27 protein-coding genes and 1 pseudogene are annotated in these 23,504 nt (G+C 37.3%); 12 read left to right on the forward strand and 16 right to left on the reverse strand.

Features of this window, described 5'->3' with window-relative positions; all coding sequences use genetic code 11:
- Position 1 precedes the first annotated feature (1 nt).
- The 4 genes from CQZ96_RS10000 (at position 2) to CQZ96_RS10015 (ending at position 2,088) form a co-directional block, all read left to right on the forward strand.
- Positions 2 to 373 carry a hypothetical protein gene (locus tag CQZ96_RS10000; protein ID WP_004722931.1) on the forward strand — a complete coding sequence of 124 codons (372 nt, stop codon included), beginning with the start codon at positions 2 to 4 and terminating at the stop codon, positions 371 to 373.
- Positions 374 to 382: 9 nt separating this feature from the next.
- Positions 383 to 1,051, forward strand: coding sequence for an LrgB family protein (locus CQZ96_RS10005; protein WP_004722933.1), 669 nt, complete (start codon positions 383 to 385; stop codon positions 1,049 to 1,051).
- Between the two features lie 94 nt (positions 1,052 to 1,145).
- Positions 1,146 to 1,589, forward strand: coding sequence for a DUF2147 domain-containing protein (locus CQZ96_RS10010; protein WP_004722935.1), 444 nt, complete (start codon positions 1,146 to 1,148; stop codon positions 1,587 to 1,589).
- A gap of 52 nt (positions 1,590 to 1,641) precedes the next feature.
- A complete protein-coding gene (locus tag CQZ96_RS10015) occupies positions 1,642 to 2,088 on the forward strand; it encodes a DUF2147 domain-containing protein (RefSeq protein WP_105713403.1) in 447 nt (148 codons plus the stop codon).
- A 130-nt stretch (positions 2,089 to 2,218) separates the two neighbouring features.
- Here CQZ96_RS10015 and CQZ96_RS10020 read toward each other — a convergent pair whose 3' ends face one another.
- The 5 genes from CQZ96_RS10020 to CQZ96_RS10040 form a co-directional block, all read right to left on the reverse strand.
- A complete protein-coding gene (locus CQZ96_RS10020; RefSeq protein ID WP_105713268.1) occupies positions 2,219 to 3,067 on the reverse strand; it encodes a symmetrical bis(5'-nucleosyl)-tetraphosphatase in 849 nt (282 codons plus the stop codon).
- A complete protein-coding gene (gene rsmA, locus CQZ96_RS10025; RefSeq protein ID WP_004722938.1) occupies positions 3,068 to 3,880 on the reverse strand; it encodes a 16S rRNA (adenine(1518)-N(6)/adenine(1519)-N(6))-dimethyltransferase RsmA in 813 nt (270 codons plus the stop codon).
- A 27-nt stretch (positions 3,881 to 3,907) separates the two neighbouring features.
- Positions 3,908 to 4,759, reverse strand: a complete 852-nt coding sequence (locus CQZ96_RS10030; RefSeq protein ID WP_105713269.1) for a pilus assembly protein PilJ — start codon at positions 4,757 to 4,759, stop codon at positions 3,908 to 3,910.
- 48 nt (positions 4,760 to 4,807) lie between these two features.
- Complete coding sequence (gene pdxA, locus CQZ96_RS10035; RefSeq protein ID WP_105713270.1) at positions 4,808 to 5,779, reverse strand: 4-hydroxythreonine-4-phosphate dehydrogenase PdxA; 972 nt, start codon at positions 5,777 to 5,779, stop codon at positions 4,808 to 4,810.
- A gap of 424 nt (positions 5,780 to 6,203) precedes the next feature.
- Entirely contained in the window at positions 6,204 to 6,773 is a 570-nt protein-coding gene (locus CQZ96_RS10040; RefSeq protein WP_105713271.1) for a hypothetical protein, read from the reverse strand.
- 251 nt (positions 6,774 to 7,024) lie between these two features.
- On the opposite strand from CQZ96_RS10040, the gene rplM reads away from it, so the two are divergent.
- Entirely contained in the window at positions 7,025 to 7,453 is a 429-nt protein-coding gene (gene rplM, locus CQZ96_RS10045; RefSeq protein ID WP_004722943.1) for a 50S ribosomal protein L13, read from the forward strand.
- 12 nt (positions 7,454 to 7,465) lie between these two features.
- Positions 7,466 to 7,852, forward strand: coding sequence for a 30S ribosomal protein S9 (gene rpsI, locus CQZ96_RS10050; RefSeq protein ID WP_004647927.1), 387 nt, complete (start codon positions 7,466 to 7,468; stop codon positions 7,850 to 7,852).
- Positions 7,853 to 8,030: 178 nt separating this feature from the next.
- On the opposite strand, the pseudogene CQZ96_RS10055 reads toward rpsI, so the two are convergent.
- Positions 8,031 to 8,339: pseudogene (locus tag CQZ96_RS10055) on the reverse strand (hypothetical protein); the annotation flags it as partial.
- A gap of 170 nt (positions 8,340 to 8,509) precedes the next feature.
- Between CQZ96_RS10055 and CQZ96_RS10060 the strand changes: the two are divergent.
- The 5 genes from CQZ96_RS10060 (at position 8,510) to CQZ96_RS10080 (ending at position 12,283) form a co-directional block, all read left to right on the forward strand.
- Positions 8,510 to 9,163 (forward strand): glutathione S-transferase N-terminal domain-containing protein, encoded by a 654-nt coding sequence (locus CQZ96_RS10060; protein ID WP_105713272.1) that lies wholly within the window; start codon positions 8,510 to 8,512, stop codon positions 9,161 to 9,163.
- Positions 9,164 to 9,189: 26 nt separating this feature from the next.
- Entirely contained in the window at positions 9,190 to 9,630 is a 441-nt protein-coding gene (locus CQZ96_RS10065) for a ClpXP protease specificity-enhancing factor (protein WP_004722950.1), read from the forward strand.
- A gap of 15 nt (positions 9,631 to 9,645) precedes the next feature.
- Positions 9,646 to 10,305, forward strand: a complete 660-nt coding sequence (locus CQZ96_RS10070) for a hypothetical protein (RefSeq protein ID WP_105713273.1) — start codon at positions 9,646 to 9,648, stop codon at positions 10,303 to 10,305.
- Between the two features lie 458 nt (positions 10,306 to 10,763).
- Entirely contained in the window at positions 10,764 to 11,735 is a 972-nt protein-coding gene (locus tag CQZ96_RS10075) for a hypothetical protein (RefSeq protein WP_056514772.1), read from the forward strand.
- 14 nt (positions 11,736 to 11,749) lie between these two features.
- Positions 11,750 to 12,283: a GTP-binding protein gene (locus CQZ96_RS10080; RefSeq protein ID WP_105713274.1), complete on the forward strand. Its 534-nt coding sequence runs from the start codon at positions 11,750 to 11,752 to the stop codon at positions 12,281 to 12,283.
- 587 nt (positions 12,284 to 12,870) lie between these two features.
- Here CQZ96_RS10080 and CQZ96_RS10085 read toward each other — a convergent pair.
- From CQZ96_RS10085 to acnD, 8 genes are all read right to left on the reverse strand, one after another.
- Positions 12,871 to 13,719: a GGDEF domain-containing protein gene (locus CQZ96_RS10085; protein ID WP_105713275.1), complete on the reverse strand. Its 849-nt coding sequence runs from the start codon at positions 13,717 to 13,719 to the stop codon at positions 12,871 to 12,873.
- 693 nt (positions 13,720 to 14,412) lie between these two features.
- Positions 14,413 to 14,880, reverse strand: a complete 468-nt coding sequence (locus CQZ96_RS10090; RefSeq protein ID WP_105713276.1) for a hypothetical protein — start codon at positions 14,878 to 14,880, stop codon at positions 14,413 to 14,415.
- A 249-nt stretch (positions 14,881 to 15,129) separates the two neighbouring features.
- Positions 15,130 to 15,579, reverse strand: a complete 450-nt coding sequence (locus CQZ96_RS10095) for a hypothetical protein (protein ID WP_004722963.1) — start codon at positions 15,577 to 15,579, stop codon at positions 15,130 to 15,132.
- Between the two features lie 392 nt (positions 15,580 to 15,971).
- Positions 15,972 to 16,175: a hypothetical protein gene (locus CQZ96_RS10100; RefSeq protein WP_105713277.1), complete on the reverse strand. Its 204-nt coding sequence runs from the start codon at positions 16,173 to 16,175 to the stop codon at positions 15,972 to 15,974.
- Between the two features lie 290 nt (positions 16,176 to 16,465).
- Positions 16,466 to 17,041, reverse strand: a complete 576-nt coding sequence (locus tag CQZ96_RS10105) for a DUF4126 domain-containing protein (RefSeq protein ID WP_105713278.1) — start codon at positions 17,039 to 17,041, stop codon at positions 16,466 to 16,468.
- 126 nt (positions 17,042 to 17,167) lie between these two features.
- Positions 17,168 to 17,302, reverse strand: coding sequence for a zinc ribbon-containing protein (locus CQZ96_RS10110; protein WP_004722968.1), 135 nt, complete (start codon positions 17,300 to 17,302; stop codon positions 17,168 to 17,170).
- Between the two features lie 166 nt (positions 17,303 to 17,468).
- Positions 17,469 to 17,621, reverse strand: a complete 153-nt coding sequence (locus CQZ96_RS10115) for a hypothetical protein (RefSeq protein WP_171287899.1) — start codon at positions 17,619 to 17,621, stop codon at positions 17,469 to 17,471.
- Between the two features lie 149 nt (positions 17,622 to 17,770).
- Positions 17,771 to 20,377, reverse strand: coding sequence for a Fe/S-dependent 2-methylisocitrate dehydratase AcnD (gene acnD / locus CQZ96_RS10120; protein WP_105713279.1), 2,607 nt, complete (start codon positions 20,375 to 20,377; stop codon positions 17,771 to 17,773).
- A 238-nt stretch (positions 20,378 to 20,615) separates the two neighbouring features.
- Here acnD and CQZ96_RS10125 point away from each other — a divergent pair, with 238 nt between their 5' ends.
- A complete protein-coding gene (locus CQZ96_RS10125) occupies positions 20,616 to 21,338 on the forward strand; it encodes a YgfZ/GcvT domain-containing protein (RefSeq protein ID WP_105713280.1) in 723 nt (240 codons plus the stop codon).
- A gap of 249 nt (positions 21,339 to 21,587) precedes the next feature.
- Here CQZ96_RS10125 and CQZ96_RS10130 read toward each other — a convergent pair whose 3' ends face one another.
- Positions 21,588 to 22,772 carry a PQQ-dependent sugar dehydrogenase gene (locus tag CQZ96_RS10130; RefSeq protein WP_105713281.1) on the reverse strand — a complete coding sequence of 395 codons (1,185 nt, stop codon included), beginning with the start codon at positions 22,770 to 22,772 and terminating at the stop codon, positions 21,588 to 21,590.
- A gap of 364 nt (positions 22,773 to 23,136) precedes the next feature.
- Entirely contained in the window at positions 23,137 to 23,382 is a 246-nt protein-coding gene (locus CQZ96_RS10135; protein WP_004722984.1) for a hypothetical protein, read from the reverse strand.
- Positions 23,383 to 23,504 lie beyond the last annotated feature (122 nt).

Genomic DNA, 23,504 nt, shown 5'->3' on the forward strand with positions numbered 1-23,504 from the left:
CATGGATCAGTTAAAAGGTATCGATTGGCAAGCATGGATCTTCACAATAGGACTTATCATCTTCTTTCGTGAAGCTTCTGTGTTGGTGATGTCACAATTTAATCATCCTGAATTGGGCAATTTAACAGGTCTACTCAGCCTACTGTTTGTGCTGGTTATATGGCGTAGATTCAAAAAAATCCCTGCCCGTCTGGTCGATACCAATAATAAATTAATGAGAGAAAGTGGCTTTGCTTTCCTACCGATATGTGCGGGTTCATTAATCATGCTGGTCAGTATGGGAAAAGAGATCCCCTTATTTCTGGTTGTGATGTTTGTCAGCACACTGATTCCACTCTGGATTTATGCAAAAATGGCGAAGAAGTGGCTATAGGAGGCTGATATGTTAAGTGTACTCACTGGGTTTTTAATCACGCTAATTGCCTACTTGGCAGCAAAACCAATTAATAAACGCTTTCCTCAAATTCCGCTTCTCGTCATTGGCATGTTTTTTGTGATTGGAATTTTAATGATCTTTAAAATTCCTTATGAAAAATACAATACTGATATGAATGGTCTATTTAGCCATCTACTCGGTTATGTCACTGTGGCCTTGGCTATTCCATTAGCGGCAATGCGTTATGATGATTTACCACTGAAATCTGTTGTCGGGATCTTGGTGTTTGCCAGTATCAGTGCTGTCGCATTACCCATGAGCTTGGCTTATTTACTGCATATGTCGGAACCGACCATTATGGCCTTTGCTACACGTGCTGTGACTACGCCAATTGCAATCAATATTGCAACTTTATTGCACTCACCAGTCACATTGGTGATTTTGATCGTCATTTTATCGGGCGTGATTGGGGCCGCATTTTCATCGATTATTTTACGCAATATTAATGATGAACGCGCGTCTGGCTTGGCTTTAGGACTGGCTGCACATGCCATCGGAACGGCCCAAGCTTGGCAACGTGGCGCGGTTGCAGGTCGTTATGCAGCCTTTGGAATGGCAGTAAATGCGGTGTTCACAGCCATCTGGTTGCCAACCTTTATACTTTTTATAAAATAAATGTGATTTAGTTTACTTTTCACATGATTGCCTAGAGTAATTATTCAGCTTAAGATGAACTATTCTTTCCCCCATTTTGATAAGGAATCAATAAATGAGGTTTAATAAGTTCATCTTAGGGACATTATTTTCTGTTTTAAGCTGTAGCAGTATGGCAAAAGATATCACCGGTATTTGGAAAAATATCGATGATAAAACTGGCTCATCTAAAGCTGTGCTTGAAATACGCAAAGAAGCCAATGGCACATATACTGGTAAAATCATCAAAATTACCCCACGTCCTGGTTATACTCCAAAAGAAACCTGTATAGACTGTCCAGCGCCTTATACCAATAAACCCATTTTAGGTATGGATGTTCTTAAAAATCTCAAACAAACCAGTGAAGAAGATTATGTCGGTGGAAAAATTATTGACCCACTTACAGGTAAAATTTACTCCATGAAAGCCAAACTCAACTCAAACGGTAATCGCTTAATGTTAAGAGGTTATGTGGGGGTGTCTGCACTTGGTCGTAGTCAAACTTGGATTCGTGAATAAGGTTTTATTCACGAATCACAACATTTAAACTTAAAAGAAAATAGGTATGCTTATGAAAAAAGGAATTTTCAGTTGTATGCTACTGGGAATGATCAGCTGGACACATGCAGCTGACATCACTGGCACATGGCGCACTGTTGATGATAAAACAGGTTATGTTCGTGCACATATTCAAATCGAGAAACTAAAAGATGATACTTATGTCGGCAAAATCATTAAAGATTTTCCTGCACCTGGTGAACCGGCTTTAACACAATGTCGCAATTGCCCCGCACCCTTTACCAATAAACCGATTATTGGCTTAACCATTTTACAAAAGTTAAAAGCTGATCCAAATAACCCAAACAACTATATTGGTGGTGAAGTTCTGGATCCTCGTGGAGGAAAAATTTATCACGGTAAAGCCCGCTTAAATGCAAGTGGAAACCGCCTGACCTTACGTGGCTATCTTGGTATTTCGCTGATTGGTCGAAGTCAGACATGGATTCGACAAGAATAATTTGCTTTTCAGTTGATAGATAAATCCGCAATTTAAAAGATTAAAATCATTGAAAATGGCACATTAACACTGTGCTTGAATCTCGTGACATTATCCAAAATAAAAGCCACATCTTGTGGCTTTATTCATATCAAAAAACAGGATTATCGACACTAAAAAGTTTTTGATCCTCTAGTCGATAAGCCAGCAGTTGATGCCCCCAGACACAGCCACCATCGACATTTTGGATTTGCGCATTGATACGCTCACCTTGCAACGCTGCCCAATGTCCAAAAACGATTTGATGAGTTTTTGCTGTCTGTGATTCAAATTTAAACCATGGCTGAAAACCGACTGGCATCGGCTCATCTAAAGCATCTTTAAAGCTAAACTCTAAACGACCTTGTGCATCTGTCAGCCGCATACGGGTTAGATAATTGGTAATACAGCGTAAGCGAGCATGACCTTGTAAATCATCACCCCATAAATCTGGTTCAGTGCCATACATCTCTTTTAGAAATGAATCCAGTACAGCAAAGTCATCATGCGCTAAGACTGCATGCACTTCTTTGGCCAACGCGGCAGTCTTTTCCGCATCCCAAATATTCGGGATACCCGCATGGGTCAAAATCGTCTTTTCATTGGGAAATAAACACAAAGGCTGTTTACGCAACCAATCAACCAATTCATCACTTTCTAAAGCATGAATAACATCATCAATATGGTCTTTTTCTTTAAGTTTTTTGATCCCACGTGCAACCGCCAGCAGATTTAAATCATGATTGCCAAGGACTGTCGCAGCATTGCCTTGTTCGCATAATTTTTTAATAAAGCGTAATGCACCCACTGAGTTTTCACCACGCGCGATTAAATCGCCCGCAAACCAAATAAAATCTTGATCCGCATCGAACTGGATTTCTTTGAGTAGTGCTTTCAGTGCTTCAAAACACCCTTGTACATCGCCAATCACATAATTATATCTGACTTTCTCCAGTGCCATTTAAGCCACCATTTGGTCAGATAATGCAACAAACTGAGCCAATGTTAAGGTTTCTGGACGTGCCATTGGATCTACACCAGCATTTTCAAAACCGTCTTCCACCAACATGCCTTTTAAGCTATTACGTAGTGTTTTTCGGCGTTGTGTAAACACATGCGATACCAAACGAGCCAAGGCTTTTTCACTTTTAGCAACAATTGGTTTAGTCGCATAAGGCTCTAAACGAAATACCGCAGATGTTACTTTTGGTGGTGGATTGAATGATCCCGGTGGTACTTCAAACAAGAAAGTAGGTTTACAAAAGTATTGAATCATCACCGACAAACGCCCATATTCTTTGGTGTTTGGAGATGCGGTAATACGATCAACCACTTCTTTTTGCAACATAAAATGCATGTCTTTGACTTTGTCACCAAATTCCAAGAGATGGAAAAGCAAAGGTGTTGAAATATTATAAGGTAGGTTTCCGACCACACGTAAAGGACGACCTTCCTGAAATAATTCAGTAAAATCATATTTTAACGCATCAGTTTCAATGATGGTGAGGCGTTCAGGATGTGGTACTCGACCTGGCAAGCCTGCTGCCAAGTCACGATCCAGTTCTAGCACTGTCAAAGCATCACATTCACCATTTAAAGGTGAAGTTAAAGCGGCTAAACCCGGTCCAATTTCAACAATATTTTCCCCTGATCGTGGGGCAACAGAACGAACAATTTTGGCAATCACACGTTGGTCATGTAAGAAGTTTTGTCCAAAACGCTTACGCGTATGATGCCCTTCATCTTTAGGGTTTAGGGCATTAATTTGATACATAAAATTCTCCACATTGATTGATGACCACTATTGCGTATTCGACTCTAACTTGCTTAGGCTATTAAAGATTTCATCAGATTTAGTCACATTTTCACTCGCTGCTTTATATGCTAAAGCGAGATTCTCTGGTTTTCTAAGAAGATTCATAACCTCAGACTCTGAGATTTTCTTAACATCTTCTTGAATTGACTCTAAGCCCTCACGCATCTCTGCATCTTTAACACGATCTATACCCAGTTCAGTATTTCCTTTAAGTTGTGCTTCAAGGTAGATATTCAATACCTCTAGATCAGCCAGAAAATCTTCCATATTGATTGCTGAATCTTCATCACCTCTGGATATTTTTTGCATTGAACGTAATACACGCTCACCCAAAAAAACTTGATTTTTTGCAATGATAGCTTGAGTTGAAGGATAATTTAAGCGGACCATTCGATCTACCACTAAATTATATTCAGCTTGAATACCAGGTATAATTTCTTGAACAAAAATACTGAAGTCTTGTAAAGCCATTAGTTTATCTCGATGCTTTACCAGAAGATCAATATTAGCATTGATTGCTTCTCCGTCTTTAAGCATTTTATCCATGCCACTATGATTCGCATATTTTTTATGCACCATTGCCAATGCTTGATTAAATTTTTCTTGGCTGTTCTTTAAATTATCTACAGTGAGTGAACCAGCATATTGCACAACATCTTGTGACTGTCTTGGAATTTGCAGTGATAAGACCCTTAAATCACAAACACTGTGATCCATTGCAAGGTTCGAGCAAGCAGATAGCATAGCGGCGATCAATACAGCCGCTATGCTATTTTTTATGCAACGCTTCATGGATTGTGGTTTTATATGGTTGTTCTTATGCTTAATGATTGACATTACTAACTTTCCATCGATGTAAAATTTAAAAATTATTATTCAATAAAGTTAATTCGAGCGAGCGAGATCAAGCGCTAAATCGACAGCGACATGCAAACTTGAACTTTTTGCAAGGCCTGTACCTGCAAGGGAGAGCGCAGTACCATGATCAACTGAGGTACGAATAAAAGGCAAACCTAAAGTAATATTGATGGCTTCACCAAATCCCTGCGATTTTAACACAGGTAAACCTTGATCGTGATACATCGCCAAAACAGCATCAGTATCTTTTAAATGATCCACAGTAAATAAGGTATCAGCAGGCATACTTAAACTCATGTCTATGCCTTGGACTCGATAACTTTCAAGCACTGGATTGATCGTATCAATTTCTTCATGACCTAAGTAGCCACCCTCTCCAGCATGCGGGTTTAAACCACACACTAAAATACGCGGATGATTAATTTTAAATTTTGTTTTTAAATCATGAATAAGAATATCAATTACCTGATGGAGACGCTGTTTGGTAATGGCATCTGCAACATCCCGCAATGGTAAATGCGTGGTCACTAAAGCGACTCTTAAGATTTTTGTTGCAAGCATCATGACCACACGTTCCACGCCTGCAAACTCTTGGTAATACTCTGTATGGCCGCTGAAGTGGATCCCTGCATCATTGATGATTGACTTTTGTACAGGTCCAGTTGCCACTCCAACACTCAGTCCTTGCATGGCATAGTATGCAGTTCGGCGTAATTGTTCGATCACATATGCAGAGTTTTGTGGGTTTAACTCACCTAAGACAACATCTACAGCTAAAGGAACATGTTCCACATAGAGCTGACCTTGAGCCAAACACTCCTTCTGCCCTTGATACTCAATAAGCTGAATGCTTTTGTTTAAAATTTTGGCACGATCCCTCAACATATTGATATCAGCCAATACAACAACTGGACGATCATCGATACGATCTGCCAAATCTAAACAAATATCTGGGCCAATGCCAGCAGGCTCACCACTGGTTATATATAAAGGAAGCATCTAGAACTCTTTTAACAGACCTTGCAGAGACAGTATACATCGGTTCTAAATTATCATTTCCAATTCAAGTTCATTTTTATATCGAATATAACGGAAACATGTAAAAAATTAACCAAAAACAATTTCTCGAGAGAACTATGCGACTCAATTGTAAACATTTTTTCTATTTCAGTTTTAGATAGCTGAAATTTATAATGAAAAATATATATAAAAATACATCACTTATGCTGTAAATCAGCAATAAAGTTAGGTCGATTACAGCTTAAGCTTAAAGTCTAAAAGAAATATCCTTTGCAAAACTATACCGCCCTACATATTTCCATCATTGTAATCTAAGTCAAAAGTTATCTATTCGACGACTATTCTTTTAGCAATTCATTCTATAAAAATTAACGGATTGAATATCACATCGTAAACAGAATGCTTAGAGCTGACTTTTAGACGCTGGCCGAGTTTCTGGTTGAGCTTGCTCTTGATCAACTTTAGTGAAATCAAACATCGATTCAACGTCTTTCCCACACTTGGCTGGATCAATATGTTGATCAAAGATTATTCTAACCCGTTGGTCAGGTTCAACTTTTCCATAGACTGTATATTCACCACTTCGGCTTTTATCGTCATCATCCTCCCATTGCACGACAGCATCGACTTCTTCACCGATAGGGATGTGTTGCGTTTGAATGAGTAATCCAATCGCTTGGCAAGGATATGCGGATTGAATTTCTTCACTAAAATCGACAGTCATCCATTTCGCATCCAAGATCGTATCTAATTCACCTCGCTGTTGTTTTCTTGCTGCTTTTTCTTCCTTGGTTTTTCCTAATTGTTTTATTTTTTCATTTTCCCATGTTTTTTCATTTTTTAGTATGTTCTTTGGATTCATTTGATTGAACTGGGCTTGCTGATCCAGCAAATCCGCTTGAGCAAAACTCAGGTTTAAGTTACCTATACCCAATAGCAGTAGAACGAATTTTATTGAATTTATTATTTTCATTTTTGCCTGACTTATTTTCTCTATATCACCTTAATTATTCATGAATCCCGTCACAATTCCAATATAAATCAGAAAACCTTACAACATTTTATCCAAACTAAGCTTTGCTTTTGGGTACGTTTATCAATATAATGATGCGCTTGAAATTCAATATTTCAATTGCGACTCTAACTCTTTTCAGATAGAATTCGCACTCCTTTTTGTTTGGACAGATTCCATAGTCCAAACCAACTATAATAGGTAGTGGTTTAATGAAAACTCTCAGCGCTAAGCCAGCTGAAGTTCAACACGACTGGTATGTTGTTGATGCTTCTGGCAAAACTTTAGGTCGCCTTGCGACTGAAATCGCTCGTCGTTTACGCGGTAAACACAAAACTTCTTATACGCCTCACGTTGACACTGGTGACTACATCGTTGTGATCAATGCTGAACAAGTACAAGTGACTGGTAAAAAATCACTTGATAAGAAATACTATCGCCACACTGGTTTCCCTGGTGGTATTCGTGAAACTAATTTCGAAAAATTAGTTGCTCACAAACCAGAAGAAATCTTCGAACGTGCTGTAAAAGGCATGTTGCCAAAAGGTCCTCTTGGTTACGCGATGATCAAGAAAATGAAAGTGTACGCTGGTACTGAGCATCCTCATACTGCTCAACAGCCACAAGTTTTGGACATCTAAGGGATACAGCACATGGCTACTAACTATGGTACAGGTCGCCGTAAGACCGCAACTGCACGTGTTTTCCTATCAGCTGGTACTGGTAAACTCGTAATCAACAACCGCACTCTTGAACAGTATTTCGGTCGTGAAACTGCTCGTATGGTTGTTCGTCAACCACTTGAGCTTTTAGAAGTTACTGAAAAATTTGACCTTTACATCACTGTTGCTGGTGGTGGTATCGGTGGTCAAGCAGGCGCTATCCGTCACGGTATTACTCGTGCATTGATCGCTTCTGACGAGACTTTAAAACCTGCTCTTCGTCAAGCTGGTTTCGTTACTCGTGATGCTCGTGAAGTTGAACGTAAGAAACTTGGTTTACGTAAAGCTCGTAAACGTCCTCAATTCTCTAAACGTTAATTCGTTTACCGAATCGGACAAAAAAACCTCGACATTTGCCGAGGTTTTTTTATGGGGTAACTATTTGAAGTTACTTTGTTTTATCTCGTTTAGAACAGTCCATGACAGCGTCAGTAATCCCATCGGCAGCTTTTGATTCTGTAATCGTACAACCATTTTCCTGATAAGTTCGAGTTTCCTTAGAAAACTTATGATCTTTCGGAAGCGGTGCATTACATGGCTTATCAGTCTTTACATTGACCATTTTCACAGGTCCATCATTATAGATCGTCACCTTACAACCTTTTACGACATATTCTTGTTTGATCCCACCATACATTTCATCTTCAGAAGCAGCAGACGCAACATCACAGGCCTCATCTGCACTACATAAGGCCCCTGCTCCAGCCACTTCCGCTCCAGCGGCTTCGATTGCTTCAGCTGCAGTCTCTTGTACTTGAGCATCTACAGATTGCTTCTTTGCATATGTATTTGAAATACTCATCATCAACAGCAATGCCAAAGCTAATTTACTGTGCTTATTTATTAAATTCATAGGTTTATCCTTGTTTTCTATCTACTTGATAGCAATACCCACCATAAGCTTATTAAAGTTAAGATGATTTTATTGTCTATTTTTAGTATTCTACTCTATTCACTTCACTTAGTTTTTGGAATATGCCTGTCGAAAATGCACCTCAACAAGGGATTACATTGTATAGCCACGAGGATGACTTTCGTTCACATTGGATTAGATTTCTTCTTGCAGAAAAACAAATTAAACACACCTTAATCATTGTCGAAGAAGATGATGAAGATTTAGCCAGTTTAAATCCATATAATCAACTACCTATGCTGATTGAAAATGATTTAAAGCTGTTTAATACCAGTATTATTTCTGAATACTTAGATGACCGTTATCGACAAAATAAACTCTATGCGGATGCCCCAGCACCACGCGCAGAGCAAAGACAGTATATTTGGCGCTTTGAACAAGATTGGCTTAAACTTGCAGACATTATGCTACGCCACCCAGACACACTTAATGAAGCTACAAAAAAGAATGCACAAAAACAATTAAAAGATACTTTGGTATCCCTTACCCCACTTTTTCAACATTATCCTTATTTTATGTCTGAAAACTTTACAATTTTAGATTGCATGTTAGCGCCAATTTTCATACGGTTAAAACATATGGGAATTGAATTACCGAAACAGCAATCTCGTCCAATTTTATTATATTGCCAACGGATTTTTAGCCGCCCTGCTTTTTTAAAGTCGATGACTTTTAAAGAGAAAAACAGATATAGTGAATTTTTGGCAAAATTCTAGATCGCAAATCAATAGAGTATTTTTTAATGTCTGAACAAGAATTGAACTTAACCCCAACTCGACCATACCTTGCACGCGCAATATATGAATGGATTTGCGACAACAATTTAACGCCATACTTACTTGTTGACGCAACCAAACCCTATACCGATGTACCACAACAATTTGTACAAGATGGGCAAATTGTATTGAACATCGCACCACATTCTGTGCATATGTTAAATATGACCAATGAAGCAATTACCTTCTCTGCTCGTTTTAGTGGTGCATCTAAAGATATCTATGTGCCTATAAATGCAGTATTAGGCTTGTATGCACGCGAAAATGGACAAGGATTATTCTTTGATCCTGATGAATATGCCAATGTGCAAATAGATGAAGATGTTTTAGAATCAAATACTAGTGAAGAAGTAGAAACTAAAACTGAGGCACCAAAGAAAAAACCAAGTTTAAGAATTTTAGAATAGAACAAGGAGAACTGAATGGCTTTTGATCTCGTACAATACTTTGCTGAGCAGATAAAGATTCAAAAGCCTCAGCTATTATCTCAATTAGAGCCTGCTCAACGTATAGCACATATTGAAGAACTCAATGCTTTAACGTTGGGTAAACTCATTACGCTATGGCGTAAAGATGATGATGCGTTGTATCAAGAAATTTTTTCGCAAGATCAGTTGTACAGCCAAGAAATTTCTCGACACCTCACCACCTCTACTCAGAATAAATCCAGTTTAGATAAATCTATACTTGAACCAGCAACAACGGAAATTCTTGAACTACAGCTTGCTGAATTAAAGCAGCTTGAAACAGCAGGAAGTTTAGGTAAGCGAGGGCTTCGAGAATTGGTGATTGGGCAAATTGAGCACCTCTCAGGTCAGGCGAAAGATTGGGTTTGGTCAACAAACGAACTAACCGAACTGATTGGCTCTCAACCTGTGCCTGAAGAAGAGATATCATTAGATGAAACGATGAAGGAGTTTAATCAAATGGTCAATGTTCAAAAAGCAGATCTTCATACAGATCACCAAGAAGTCGTAGTAACCGAAACGGCAAATCCTACTTGGGCTAAAATTGCAGAACCTGTGGTGGCACTTGTGGTTTTGTATATTCTTTTTGAAGCAGCGACGAAGCTTTTTGCTTAATTTAGTCTGATAATCAAAAATTATAAAAAGCGATCGAAATGATCGCTTTTTTTCATGTAAAAAATACTTAAGTAATTTTAATCATTTCACGTGATTAAAATCACAGTAATAATATTATAAATGATAAAATATGCACAATCATAATAAACATTCAAATTACTATTAAGTTAAGCTTTTATTGATAAAAATAACTAAGCAATTTATTTAACTTTAAGATAGATTTTTTATAATAACTAATGTTAATTTAAAGCCATGAAACTCTCTAAACGTTAAGAAAAATTAACAGTTTACACAGGAGGATAATAATGCAAGAAATATACTGATTAAATGCCAAGCAATTAAACATTAAAAAAATGATTTTACTGGAAAAAGAACAAATCTAGCGTTAACTTAAACTAACTACGACCGTTAAAAAAACAGTTTACACTTTAATTTTTTAATATTAGATAAGTGATATTATGAACAATCAATGTATCAATATCGCAATTTCAGGCTTAGGTTTAACCACCTCTGACGATCTTAAAATAAGACTTAGAAAAATTTTACCAACCAACATTGGTATAAATTGGACAAGTGTTTCAGATCAAAATATAAATTGTATTTTGATCAATGAGCAGTTTTTTGAAAATAATAATATCCAGAATATTATCCAAAATAAAAATATTCCTTATTTAAAAATTTCAAAACATAGTGAACATAAAGAAAGTGCTGAAGATAATTTACTCTGCATCCCGATTTATGACGAATTTACACTGAAAAACTGGGTCAATATCAAATTACTGCATAAGACTGAAACAGAACAATCTGAACTTAGCCAAACTCCAGATGATGAAGCTGATGATCAACTTGAAATCAAAGAAATTGATTTTTTTGCAGCGCTTTTCCATCACGACAGCCGCAAAGTTATTTTAAATGATCATCTCGGCACGATTGCGATTATCGACCATCATGCGCATCTGGCATGGCTAGAAGCCACCCGTGAAGAATACCAAACAGATCGCTCGATACACTACACCGCGGCAGTCACTGCGGACTTTATAAAAGTCTCTCGTAAACGACAATTCAATTTAGAAAATTGGTTATTTAACCTGATTTGGAAAAATCCCAATTTAATTACCGTACCTGCAGCTGATAAATATTATCGCCTCAAATTTTGGGTTCAACCCAATGAGCTGGATAAGAAATTACTGTTACAACTAAGTGCATGTTTTATTTCTGGGGCTGAGATTCAACACGTCTCAGACAAACTCAACATTCCAGTCACAACCGTGCAGCACTTTGTTGCTGCGAATTTAGCCATCCATAACGCTGAACTGATTTCAGCAAAAGAAAGCCTATTTGATAAAACATCAAGTGATACTGAGCAAACGGAAGAAAAAGGAATTTTAAAAAGCTTTTTTAACAAATTAAAAAGTCGATTTAAATTTTAAGGGATAAATACACGATGATTATTCAGAAGTATAAAATTGTTTTTGCAGGTTCAATGGGGGCAGGTAAAACTGAAGCGATTAAATCATTATCAGAAGTACCTGTATTAGCAACTGAAGCATTTAACACCGATGATCGTAGCCATAAAAAACTAAACACAACCGTGGGAATCGATTATGGCGAAGTAACCCTTGATGATGGCAGTAAAGTTGGGCTGTATGGCACACCAGGACAAGGTCGCTTTGACTTTATGTGGGGTGTGATATGCAAAGGCGCGATTGGTACGATTTTGTTGATTGATCATAGCTTAGCAACACCCTTAGATGAACTTGAATATTACCTCAATATTTTTAAGCAGTATGGTGAAAACATTGTGATTGGAGTCACCCATATCGATGATGATATGAATAAGCCAACGCACCAATACCGTCAATGGTTGATGGAACGCGATCTAAATTTACCTGTGTTTTTTATTGATGCACGCAAGAAAGCCGATGTGTTATTGCTCTTAGAAACCTTAATCACCACATTAGAAGTAAAATATTTATAGACTATTGATATGTATCCGCTTACTGTAAACGTATTCGGATACTGAAAAGTCACTATATTTAAACCAATTAATTATTCATATAAGTGATATCTATCAAGTCATTGATTAGAAAATAAGCTTATGTTTTGTATGAACTTTTAGGAAATTTTGGTTATCAATTGATTTTTTGTACTTTTGAATCCTAGATCGTTATCCTACCGCAGGGCGACATGGATGTCGCCGTTGGGCGGGGGTATATGAGCAAAAATAAAGCACTGCTTTGTTTGCAGCGCAAGAGCCCTGTTAAACGGAAGATTTTTGTCACTTTTCATCTCTGAAAAGTGAGGCATCGCCTACGCAAAGGGATTTAAACGTTGAATTTAAGGTATGGCATTGCAAGATTTTTTAATTAAACAATTGATTTTTTACATATAATTGATTTAATTAACAATATTAATTAATAAAAATTATATTCTTGTGTATGCGTTTTTTGACAGGTTAACTATATTTAAAGCCGTTATTTAAGCAATGGAGAAATAAAACCGAATCCGCTTGATAGCATAAAGGAATAAAATCTTTAGCCTTATTACTGTTTGTAAGGCTACTGTTTATAAGATTGCATGAATTGTTGTTTGTGACTTCCCTTGTGCTTTAGACTGATACATCAATAGATCTGCCTGATGCGTTGCATCATCGACATCGTCAGGTAATTCATTGTAAATACCAATCCCCATACTAAAATCAATACCGAATTTTTGTTTTAAGCCACTAAATAAAAAACTATTTCTAAGTCGTTTTGCGTAGTCCTCGATTCCTTTTAAATCAGTATCTTGTAAGATCACTACAAATTCATCACCGCCCATACGAGCAACCACATCAGAATGGCGTGTCGCAGCTTGCAATACATGAGCGAACTCGACTAAAACATCATCACCTTTGCTATGTCCATAGGTATCATTTACCGCTTTAAAGCCATCTAAATCTATAATAGCGACAGCTAAGGTATGTTCTTTTTTGCAATATCGCTTTTTTAGTGCCTGATACTCTAAATTAAAGGCACGAGTATTATTCAGCGATGTCAGAGAATCTTTCATTGCCATTAAGGTCATTTCATTCAAATTATTTTTTATTCTCAACAATAAAAAAGCCACAACACTAAAGAAGCCAAGCCTTACACAAGCATTCCAGAAAGGGATAATCGAATTTGTATACTGGTGCCCTGCACTATAGTCAGCATATAACCAAGTAATCCCCGATAAAATAACCGCAATCATAGCGATATGCTTGTTGTCATACCAAGCAGCAATAGAAACAGGAATCAGATAAAACACTGCAAATGAGTATTCATAGCCAGTCGCCAGATCAATTGCACCTAAAATGATGATGATAAAAAGCAAACTAATACGACGTACAACCATCGAACTCATCAACAGATAGGTCTCCAATTGTTTAATCATTTAGACATCATTCCTTGACCAATAGCAGTAAGCTTTTAAAACAGCTTGAATATAAAAAACCAAAAACAACAACACCACGAAACCGAACTAAAGCTATGTTTTAATTAATTTTAATAATAAAATTCAGACTTCATTAGTCACTTATAGTTAAAATATTCAATAAAGTAAAGTTTTGAGTACGATGATTTTTAGCTTCTTATAGATAATTTCTTAATTACTTTGTAGCTAGGTTAATTAGATCAAATAAAAGGAATTGTACAGTATAATTTTTATCGAATTTTTCAGGATGAGCGGGAAAACAACTCTGGTTTACTTCAACTATTAAAACTTTGTAAGTTTTAATCCTATTGCCTATAAACTTTTGATTTATAGCGTCCTAAGCCGAATCGAGACCTTGTGGGTAAGTACTACACTCACGTTGTACGTAACTGGTAGCAATCTACTCTTTTCGATCCCTTACATCCTTGAGATAAATATTAACGAAATCGGCTCGGGATTATTTTCCTAAGATAGATTAATTTTTTTATTTTTTAGGAAAATTTTCCTTCGAAAGTCACTTAATAAAGAAAATTTTCCAAGAAAGTATATTTAATGATTTTTTATTGCATGAATTCTAAAAAAAATGCAAATTTAATTTATAAATTTGCATTTTAGTCACTCTATTTCAATTGGCACATGCTTTAATCTGCTGAGTTAAGACGCATCTTTTAGTGAAGTTGCTTTACTGTCACGCAAGATATCTTCTAAGCTTTTGGTATCCTGATTTAAAAATGCGGTTAAACTCGCTTTTACCTGTTCAAGCGTACTGTGTTTGATTGCAAATACTTCTTTATTTTTCCGCGTCATCAAGCCAAATAATTCGCGTTGTGGGAAAATCAATTTTATATTGCTTTCTATCTTAAATTCAAAATCTTCACTTTTCGCATAAGCATTTAATGTAATTTTTAAAAATGCTTCTGATGCTGAGCTGAACACTGTAAAAATAGTATTTCGACCATCCAGTTGTAATTGTAAAACACGTTGACGGCGCCAGCTGATACTTTCAAATTTCGCCAATATCTCAGCAATATCTAAATCGCTCTCATGCTCCATCTCACGCTCATCTATGTGATTAGGATACTGAATTTGAATTTCAAAATTGTTCATTATTTTATAACGCATACCTTTAAAATCTATTTGTAGTGTAACAATACTCATTGAAATTAATAGCAATTAAAACCAAATTTTTATAAATTAGTCATTGATTTTAAAGTTTAAATTGTATAATTGCTCACTATATTTAACTTTTATATGTACTAAGTGTATTTTATCCATTGGTCAAATAATCAAGCCCGTTTATTACTTTTTTTACAGATCAATAAGGAAGCTCACGCTTCCTTATTTTTTTATAGAAGATGCGACCTCTAGTCGTTATGCCAAACGATGCTCTTGCAGCATTTTTTTATGCATTAATTGTCGATATTGTTCTGTCATCTCTTCGATTTGACCATTTAGGAATAAGCTGAGCTGTTCTGAAACTTGCGATTGGTTTAAGTTTTTATACACCACATCATATTTCTTTTTACGCGTTAAAAGCCCCAGAAATTCTTTACTTTCAACAACCAGTTGGATATTGCTATCGATCTGAAAAACAGGGTCTGCTTTACTCGAGTGTGTATTTAACTGAATATGTAAATAAAGTTCTGTCTCCGTGTCCTGTACAGCAAAGGAAATATCAGAATTTTCAACTTGTCCCTGTATCAGGAATAAACGACGCCAATTGATCGCATAAAATTTTGCACGAATTTGCTCAATGTCCTCTGCCTCAAATGACACGATATCTTGCGCAGGCAAATTGATCTCGACCTCGAACTTTCTCATTGTTCTCACCTATCCATGTGATGTTTATATTATGAGCTATTAATAGCATTTATATCTTTTTTTTAAAACAAATATTTATGTTAAATCATTAAAATTTATTACTTTTTATCAAATACACATCACAAAAATCAGATTATTTATTGATGAAGTTTTTATTAATTTTTCTATTTTTATATCAAACAGTAAAAAGTATCAGCATACTTTTAATCCCCAAGGTATTTTTAAAACGATGAGTCAGCATAAGCTTTCATCGTGACTTCAAACAATTGACGTTTAAAATATACATTTCAATTGAATAGATATACGTTCTATCCCTTTTAATGTTATGCAGTTCCACCACATAAAGATGGAACAGCAGGTAAAATTGGTGATGGTTAAAGGCTATAAGCTTCTTAACAACAGCAAACACATCCCTTAATTTTTTCACGAGGCCAATTCATCTTTGCTCGTTTAATTGCCAGCTCACTTGTCGCAAAAAATCCCAGTAGATTTTGATTTTCCACCTTAGGTAAATGCTCACAAGCTTTGCTTGCATTGTGTACCTCATATACACCATTGGCTTGCGCATTTATATTGATAATAAACTTGTCCATCATAAAAGTTTCCCCCAATACTCTTAAAAAGACCTTGAGATTAAATCCATAAAAACGATGTTTTTATTAATCCCATAATAAAAGTATGCCTTTATGGTGCAAAAATCAATCTCTCTTTTATTGATTTATTGCTGGGGAAATTTGTCTTTGTATCCGATTTAGAGTAAATCAACTTGTATATCAAAAAACAGAAAACACTTAATCCAATTTAATGACTCAACCCAATTGAATTGAGTCATTATCCTCTTTGAATCTTGATAAACACTTGTTTCACAAATGCTAAAACACACTAACTACAATGGATGAACAACGCTTTCTTGTTTTTTCTTTCTTAACCAGCGAACCGCTACCACCATCAAGATAATGCCAACAATCACTACCAATACAGGAACGACAAAAGATAGTAGTGAAACAACTAACGCACTGATCCACTCACCTGTAGACACCAAAGGATTGGCTATTCCGCCTGTCGTTGCAGTAGATACACCACGAACCGCAACCGTGCCCATTTGTACAGCTGTTGCTGTACCACCACCAACGATAATCGCAGCCGCCCAGCTTGCAAACTGTGACATTTCACCTGTACTGACCGCCATGGTGGTCAATGTTCCAGCCACCATGGCTGCTGGCGTGGCAATAGTATCTAAAGCATTGTCGACCCAAGGAATATAGTACGCACCAATTTCACAAATGGTTGCAACAGCTAAGCCAATACATACCGATGGTATCGCTAACCACTCAAAACCTTTCATTGGCTCAAACCAGCCCATCAGTGATGCAACACTCATCACCAATAACGGTACAAATACACGAAAACCGCAGGCGGCACTTAAACCAATGCCAATACATAAACTCAGGATTGTTTCCATAATAATTTATCTGCCTTTTTCTCGTTATCTTTTGAACTATTATTAAATTAACAAAAAGCCCTATCACTGGATAGGGCTTTTGCTTAAAACAGGGAGTATCTGTTTTATCTGTGCGGCTTAGCAATCTTATTTTTTAAATTGATTGCCAAGGCATTTGGTACACTGGGGTAAACGATCTGTACCAATTTCTAAGTAAGTGCGATGTCCGCATTGGACACAAAAATAGAAGCCTGTTCCGGGTTTTTCGCCAGCAGTAACCATTTTTGTTCTCCATAGGTTTTAGAAATGGTGAATAAAGTATAACCATATTTTGATGTATGTCTACTGTCTATTTCCAAAAATGATGGTGTCATTTTTGCAAGAAATGATTTCAAGAGAGAAATTTATTGTTTTGAGAGCTACTTAATCATTAAGTATCGTAAACCATTTAAAGCTCTTCTCTTTCTTGAGGTGGCTCATCTGTTCTTTCTTCCTCATAAAAATCATCAGGCATCTGTGACAATACATTTAAAAGGCGCTCAGCTGTGATTGATTCATCAGAATTTACCGTATCACTTTGAGTTTTTCGTAATAAAGACATTTTATTCCCAAATAAAAACCCCACTTAACAGTAGGGCTTTTTTACAACACTATCAATTACTTTTAATCCTCAATTAATCTTCTTTTAAAAGAGCAGAACTCCCTCCTTTTCAAAGGAGGGTTGGGGAGGATTTAAAGAATAGAACTCAATCAAGCCACTTGCCCTTCCAAGAAATCCTGTGCAAAGCGTTGTAATACCCCACCCGCTTCATACACATGCACTTCTTCTTCAGTATCCAAACGACAAGTTACAGGAACTTCAATCACTTCATTCTTACCATCAACCGTGGCACGCTCAATCACCAAAGTTAAGTCTGTACGTGGTGCAATATTACCAATCACACTATACAGCTCAGTACCATCAAGCTTTAAGGTTTTACGGTCAGTACCTGCTTTAAACTCAAGTGGTAACACACCCATACCGACAAGGTTAGTACGGTGGATACGTTCAAAGCCCTCAGCCACAATCGCTTCAACCCCAGCAAGGCGAACACCTTTCGCAGCCCAGTCACGGCTAGAGCCTTGACCATAATCCTTACCAGCAATGATGATCAGTGGTTGCTTACGATTCATATAAATCTCAATTGCTTCCCACATACGCATCACTTCGCCTTCTGGCTCAACACGCGCTTTAGAACCTTGCTTAATGGTACCGTCAGAACGAACCACCATTTCATTAAACAGTTTTGGGTTGGCAAAAGTTGCACGTTGCGCGGTCAAATGGTCACCACGATGCGTTGCATACGAGTTAAAGTCTTCTTCAGGTACGCCCATTTTATGCAGATATTCACCCGCTGCCGAATCCATCATAATTGCATTCGATGGTGATAAATGATCCGTGGTAATGTTGTCAGGTAAGATTGCAAGTGGACGCATATTTGACAATGTACGTGGTGCAGCCAAAGCCCCTTCCCAATACGGTGGACGGCGAATATAAGTACTTTTCGGGCGCCAATCATATAACGGGCTTTCTGATTTTTCTGTCACACCCAAATCAAACATCGGGATATACACTTTACGGAACTGTTCAGGTTTTACAGATTCTTTAACCAGCGCGTCAATTTCAGCATCCGATGGCCAAACATCTTTTAGGTAAATTGGATTACCGTCTTTGTCATTGCCCAATGAATCCGTTTCAATATCAAAACGAATTGTGCCTGCAATTGCATAAGCCACCACCAATGGTGGTGAAGCCAAGAATGCTTGTTTTGCATAAGGATGGATACGACCATCAAAGTTACGGTTACCTGAAAGTACCGCAGTGGCATACAAATCACGGTCAATAATTTCTTGCTGAATCTTTGGGTCTAAAGCACCAGACATACCGTTACAGGTCGTACATGCATAGGCCACTATACCAAAACCAAGCTTTTCTAAATCTTCCAGTACGCCAGCTTCTTCAAGATAAAGTGCAGCAGCTTTAGAGCCTGGTGCAAATGATGATTTCACCCAAGGTTTACGTACTAAGCCCAATTCATTTGCTTTACGTGCCAACAAACCCGCGGCAACTGTATTACGAGGGTTGGAGGTATTGGTACAAGAGGTAATCGCGGCAATAATGATTGCACCATCAGGCATTAAACCATCAGTGCGGTTTTCAACTACGCCTGCAATGCCTTTCTCTTTTAAATCTGCAGTTGATACACGTGCATGTGGGTTTGATGGACCTGCAATATTACGTGTTACCGTTGAAAGATCGAAACGAAGTACACGAGGATATTCTGCTTGTTGCATATCCGATGCCCAAAGACCAATTTCTTTGGCATAACTTTCCACCAATTTGATTTGGTCTGATTCACGACCAGTCAAGGTTAAATAATCAATGGTGTTCTGGTCGATATAGAACATTGCCGCAGTTGCGCCATATTCTGGAGTCATATTGGAAATCGTTGCGCGATCACCCACAGACATACTGTCCGCGCCTTCACCAAAGAATTCTAAATATGCACCCACTACACGTTCTTTACGCAAGAATTCTGTCAGCGCTAAAACGATATCTGTGGCAGTGATGCCAGCTTTGCGCTGTCCCACCAATTCCACACCGATAATGTCTGGAAGGCGCATCCAAGATGCACGACCAAGCATGACATTTTCAGCTTCCAAACCACCAACACCAATAGAAATTACACCTAGCGCATCTGTATGTGGTGTATGTGAATCTGTACCGACACAAGTATCTGGAAATGCGATACCTTCACGGTTTTGAATCACTGGAGACATTTTCTCCAAGTTAATTTGGTGCATGATGCCGTTGCCTGCTGGGATCACATCGACATTTTCAAATGCTGTTTTGGTCCATTCAATAAAGTGAAAACGGTCTTCATTACGACGGTCTTCTACAGCACGGTTTTTTTCAAATGCATCTGGGTCAAAGCCACCGTATTCCACTGCTAGAGAGTGGTCAACGATCAACTGCGTTGGTACAACAGGATTAACTTTAGCAGGGTCACCGCCTTGGTCTGCAATCGCATCACGCAAACCTGCAAGGTCGACTAATGCTGTTTGTCCTAGGATGTCGTGACATACCACACGTGCTGGATACCAAGGGAAATCATGGTCTTGTTTACGGTTAATCAGCTCTTTTAAAGACTGTTCGAGAATGGCTGGATCACAACGGCGTACCAGCTGTTCAGCCAATACTTTTGAAGTGTATGGAAGTTTTGCATATGCGCCTTGCTGGATATCTTCTACGGCTTGACGCACATCGAAGTATTCGAGCTGGGTACCTTGCAGTGGTTTACGATAGTTGTTATTCATTAGTTTTGTGCCTCTTGCATCATTTTGTACTGCGTGTCTAATGATTGGCATAGTACACTGTCGAAAACCCATTTCCCAAATCGTTTATATTTCATAAGCTTAGATATAAAAACAGGGGTTTTAGAAATATTTAGTAACAACTTCATTAAAATATTTGCACTAAATCTGCTTTTTTTTGAAAAATAGCGGAAAATAAGATTAATTCTTTAGTATTAGATTTAAGATAAGCGAGCAATTCATGAGCGATCTAGCTTTCTCCTCATTTACCTTGATTGGTGTTGATGCAATCAAATTTCTACAAGGTCAAGTGACTGTAAACGTTGAAGCTTTGGCTGAAAATATCACCCAATACACGGCGATTTGTGATCTTAAAGGTCGTATCCATTTTGGCTTATGGCTTAAAAAAATTAATCCTGAACATTTAGAGATTGTTACGACTCAAGATCAAGCCGAAGAATTTGCCAAACATATTAAAAAATACGGCGCTTTTTCTAAAATGAAGCTTGAAGAAACTGGACGAGTTTTTCCAACATTGAATGGCTCAACGACTGATTTTTCTGCTACAGAAACCGATATTTCAGTATGGCAAATCGCTGCAATTCAAACTGGTCAGGCTTATATAAATCAAGCAATTGAACATGTATTTCAACCACAAGAATTACGCTTACACCAACGTGAAGGAATCAATTATGACAAAGGCTGTTATCTTGGTCAGGAAGTAATTGCACGCCTCTGGTTTAAGGCAAAACCAAAAGCATGGTTACATGTGATTCAAGGTACAGGTCCTGCCCCTGCTCAAGCTGAACAGTTAAATAAAGGTGTTCAAGTGGTAAACAGTGCAGCATTTGAAAATGGTTATATTGCGCTTGTGGTTGCCCGCCCTGACGCTTTAGAAGAGTTAGACGTGACTGTTTTAGCATTACCTGAAAGCTTAAGTGGTGATGTGGCGAGACCGCAGTAATTTCTCAAAATTGTCTACAATAATAAACCTACAACCTTGTAGGTTTATTTAGAGAATAAAATGATTGAGTCAATCACAATAACTTTAACAATAGCAATTGGTTAGCTTTATTTTCATAGATAAATACTTGCTGATCTAATACTGCTTCCAAAGATTTATCGACAATTTATATTTTTACTTTCACCTGAATTTTGTATTCTTAGCCATGCTCTTTTTACTAACTCCTAAAATTTTAGAAAAGTTCAAAATTTAGGAAGATTCTTTCTGCCGAACATAATAAATCACACCACTCTTATCATCGGAAAAATAAAATGAATTTTCATCTACCCGATAAATATCACAAGGGCGACCATAGACATTTTTGCCCACTAAAAAACCATCCATAAACGTCTGTAGTTTTTGCCCTTTACGCATAATCACAATTTTATAGCCATGACCAATTGTGGCATCGGTAGAACCATGTAAAGCAACTAAAAAAGAATTTTTGATGGTGCCGTCTGTATTGGGATGATCAAAATAGTCAAAACCAAGTGCAGATGAATGCGCAGGGAAATAGGCATAAGGAGGCAATACATTTTTGCAACCTAACGGACGTTTAAATTTTGGATCTGCCAAAATTTTACCATTCGACGAATAACATGAAGCCCAACCATAATCTGCATCACGTTTCAGTGCATAAAAAGTTTCATCAGGCTTATTTTTACCCAAATGGTCCACACCTTGATTGGTGGCAAATAAAAAATTACCAACCCATTTCAAACCGACTGCATTGCGTAAACCTGTAGCAAAAATCTTTTGTTGCGAACCATCGGGATTCATTTCTAATACTGTTGCCCGAACTTTTTCTTTCTCAGTACAAGCATTGCAACTTGAGCCGACTGAAACATAAATTTTCCCGTTCCCACCCACAGCAATTGTTCGCGTTAGATGCCAACCACCATATTTATAACTTAAACCATAGTCAGGAAAAGTCACTAAAACTTCGGCTTTATCGGTTGGTTTAATTTCACCTTTGGTAAATTTTCGTCGGGTCAGTTGATTAGTTTCCGCTAAATACAACCAATCTTGTCCTGAAGAATCTGTATAAAATTGGACTGAATTAGGGTTCTTCAGCCCCGTCATATAAGGAATAATTTTGCCGAATTTTCCCGTTTCAGGGTTCCATTCATCCAAAATATAAACGATGCCTTTTTTATTATCAGTCAAATCGTGCATATCTGTTACAAACATTCTGCCATCAGGAGCTTTGCTAAAAAAACGAACTCGCTTTAAGCCCTCAGCCGCTGGAATAATTTCGTAATTTGCTGGAAGATTTAAAGAAAAGCGCTTCCCATTTTTTAAGTTAACCTGATGAGGCACAAGATTTGGCTGTTGAGCTAAAATCCCCATTGAACAAACTAAACTTATGAATAAGATTGACAGTACTTTCATCATAGATACGTCTCGATTAATCTTAGCAAAAACAGCCTTCTTTTTTATATTATATAACTTGAAGCACGAGTATATAGTCAAATAATTTTGCTAGAAAAATACAAAGACCATCCAAATACAAACCATTATTTTATATTGTTTTTAGCCAAGCGCCGAAAGTATTGTTGTAGTGGATTAATGCATTCACTCTCATTCTACGGCACACAGTGCATCAAAAACCAAACTTAAAAAAAATAAACAATGACAACATAAAAAGTTATTACTTTAGAAAGCCCTAACCACCATCAATACATCGGTAGAGGGCTCATCCAAGTGCTTAAAATATTTTTATAGCCCAATTGAACAGTTCACTAATTTTCAATGGATATTAAAACCCATGAAATAATTTATTCATGTCTTTACACAAATAATCTTTAAAGTGAAATGCCCGTGCATGTTTTGCATCAAACTTGGCCGTCTGACCATCTTTTTCAAAAATATAAACACGGTCATCCTTACTGACAAGAAACTCACCACCCAGTTTGATCAACAAGGCATCTATCTTATCTTCATCGGCAATACTGTCATCTTGGCTGACTTTGTCATAATTACGTCTAATGCCTTTAATAAACATCATCTACTCACACGTTCTATTTAGCCAGAATTATACCCTTTTCATTGCCTTTAAAATGGCCCTAAATAAACATTATCAAAATCATTCGGCTTGTTTACCCAGATAAATACTTATAAAATAGC

This window comes from Acinetobacter sp. MYb10, from assembly GCF_002980175.2.
GTDB classification, from domain to species: domain Bacteria; phylum Pseudomonadota; class Gammaproteobacteria; order Pseudomonadales; family Moraxellaceae; genus Acinetobacter; species Acinetobacter guillouiae.

Excerpts from the sequence above, each read along its gene's own strand:
- CQZ96_RS10000 (WP_004722931.1), top strand. The coding sequence starts at position 2 with ATGGATCAGTTAAAAGGTATCGATTGGCAAGCATGGATCTTCACAATA.
- CQZ96_RS10005 (WP_004722933.1), top strand. The coding sequence starts at position 383 with ATGTTAAGTGTACTCACTGGGTTTTTAATCACGCTAATTGCCTACTTG.
- CQZ96_RS10010 (WP_004722935.1), top strand. The coding sequence starts at position 1,146 with ATGAGGTTTAATAAGTTCATCTTAGGGACATTATTTTCTGTTTTAAGC.
- CQZ96_RS10015 (WP_105713403.1), top strand. The coding sequence starts at position 1,642 with ATGAAAAAAGGAATTTTCAGTTGTATGCTACTGGGAATGATCAGCTGG.
- CQZ96_RS10020 (WP_105713268.1), bottom strand. The coding sequence starts at position 3,067 with ATGGCACTGGAGAAAGTCAGATATAATTATGTGATTGGCGATGTACAA.
- rsmA (WP_004722938.1), bottom strand. The coding sequence starts at position 3,880 with ATGTATCAAATTAATGCCCTAAACCCTAAAGATGAAGGGCATCATACG.
- CQZ96_RS10030 (WP_105713269.1), bottom strand. The coding sequence starts at position 4,759 with ATGTCAATCATTAAGCATAAGAACAACCATATAAAACCACAATCCATG.
- pdxA (WP_105713270.1), bottom strand. The coding sequence starts at position 5,779 with ATGCTTCCTTTATATATAACCAGTGGTGAGCCTGCTGGCATTGGCCCA.
- CQZ96_RS10040 (WP_105713271.1), bottom strand. The coding sequence starts at position 6,773 with ATGAAAATAATAAATTCAATAAAATTCGTTCTACTGCTATTGGGTATA.
- rplM (WP_004722943.1), top strand. The coding sequence starts at position 7,025 with ATGAAAACTCTCAGCGCTAAGCCAGCTGAAGTTCAACACGACTGGTAT.
- rpsI (WP_004647927.1), top strand. The coding sequence starts at position 7,466 with ATGGCTACTAACTATGGTACAGGTCGCCGTAAGACCGCAACTGCACGT.
- CQZ96_RS10060 (WP_105713272.1), top strand. The coding sequence starts at position 8,510 with ATGCCTGTCGAAAATGCACCTCAACAAGGGATTACATTGTATAGCCAC.
- CQZ96_RS10065 (WP_004722950.1), top strand. The coding sequence starts at position 9,190 with ATGTCTGAACAAGAATTGAACTTAACCCCAACTCGACCATACCTTGCA.
- CQZ96_RS10070 (WP_105713273.1), top strand. The coding sequence starts at position 9,646 with ATGGCTTTTGATCTCGTACAATACTTTGCTGAGCAGATAAAGATTCAA.
- CQZ96_RS10075 (WP_056514772.1), top strand. The coding sequence starts at position 10,764 with ATGAACAATCAATGTATCAATATCGCAATTTCAGGCTTAGGTTTAACC.
- CQZ96_RS10080 (WP_105713274.1), top strand. The coding sequence starts at position 11,750 with ATGATTATTCAGAAGTATAAAATTGTTTTTGCAGGTTCAATGGGGGCA.
- CQZ96_RS10085 (WP_105713275.1), bottom strand. The coding sequence starts at position 13,719 with ATGATTAAACAATTGGAGACCTATCTGTTGATGAGTTCGATGGTTGTA.
- CQZ96_RS10090 (WP_105713276.1), bottom strand. The coding sequence starts at position 14,880 with ATGCGTTATAAAATAATGAACAATTTTGAAATTCAAATTCAGTATCCT.
- CQZ96_RS10095 (WP_004722963.1), bottom strand. The coding sequence starts at position 15,579 with ATGAGAAAGTTCGAGGTCGAGATCAATTTGCCTGCGCAAGATATCGTG.
- CQZ96_RS10100 (WP_105713277.1), bottom strand. The coding sequence starts at position 16,175 with ATGATGGACAAGTTTATTATCAATATAAATGCGCAAGCCAATGGTGTA.
- CQZ96_RS10105 (WP_105713278.1), bottom strand. The coding sequence starts at position 17,041 with ATGGAAACAATCCTGAGTTTATGTATTGGCATTGGTTTAAGTGCCGCC.
- CQZ96_RS10110 (WP_004722968.1), bottom strand. The coding sequence starts at position 17,302 with ATGGTTACTGCTGGCGAAAAACCCGGAACAGGCTTCTATTTTTGTGTC.
- CQZ96_RS10115 (WP_171287899.1), bottom strand. The coding sequence starts at position 17,621 with ATGTCTTTATTACGAAAAACTCAAAGTGATACGGTAAATTCTGATGAA.
- acnD (WP_105713279.1), bottom strand. The coding sequence starts at position 20,377 with ATGAATAACAACTATCGTAAACCACTGCAAGGTACCCAGCTCGAATAC.
- CQZ96_RS10125 (WP_105713280.1), top strand. The coding sequence starts at position 20,616 with ATGAGCGATCTAGCTTTCTCCTCATTTACCTTGATTGGTGTTGATGCA.
- CQZ96_RS10130 (WP_105713281.1), bottom strand. The coding sequence starts at position 22,772 with ATGATGAAAGTACTGTCAATCTTATTCATAAGTTTAGTTTGTTCAATG.
- CQZ96_RS10135 (WP_004722984.1), bottom strand. The coding sequence starts at position 23,382 with ATGTTTATTAAAGGCATTAGACGTAATTATGACAAAGTCAGCCAAGAT.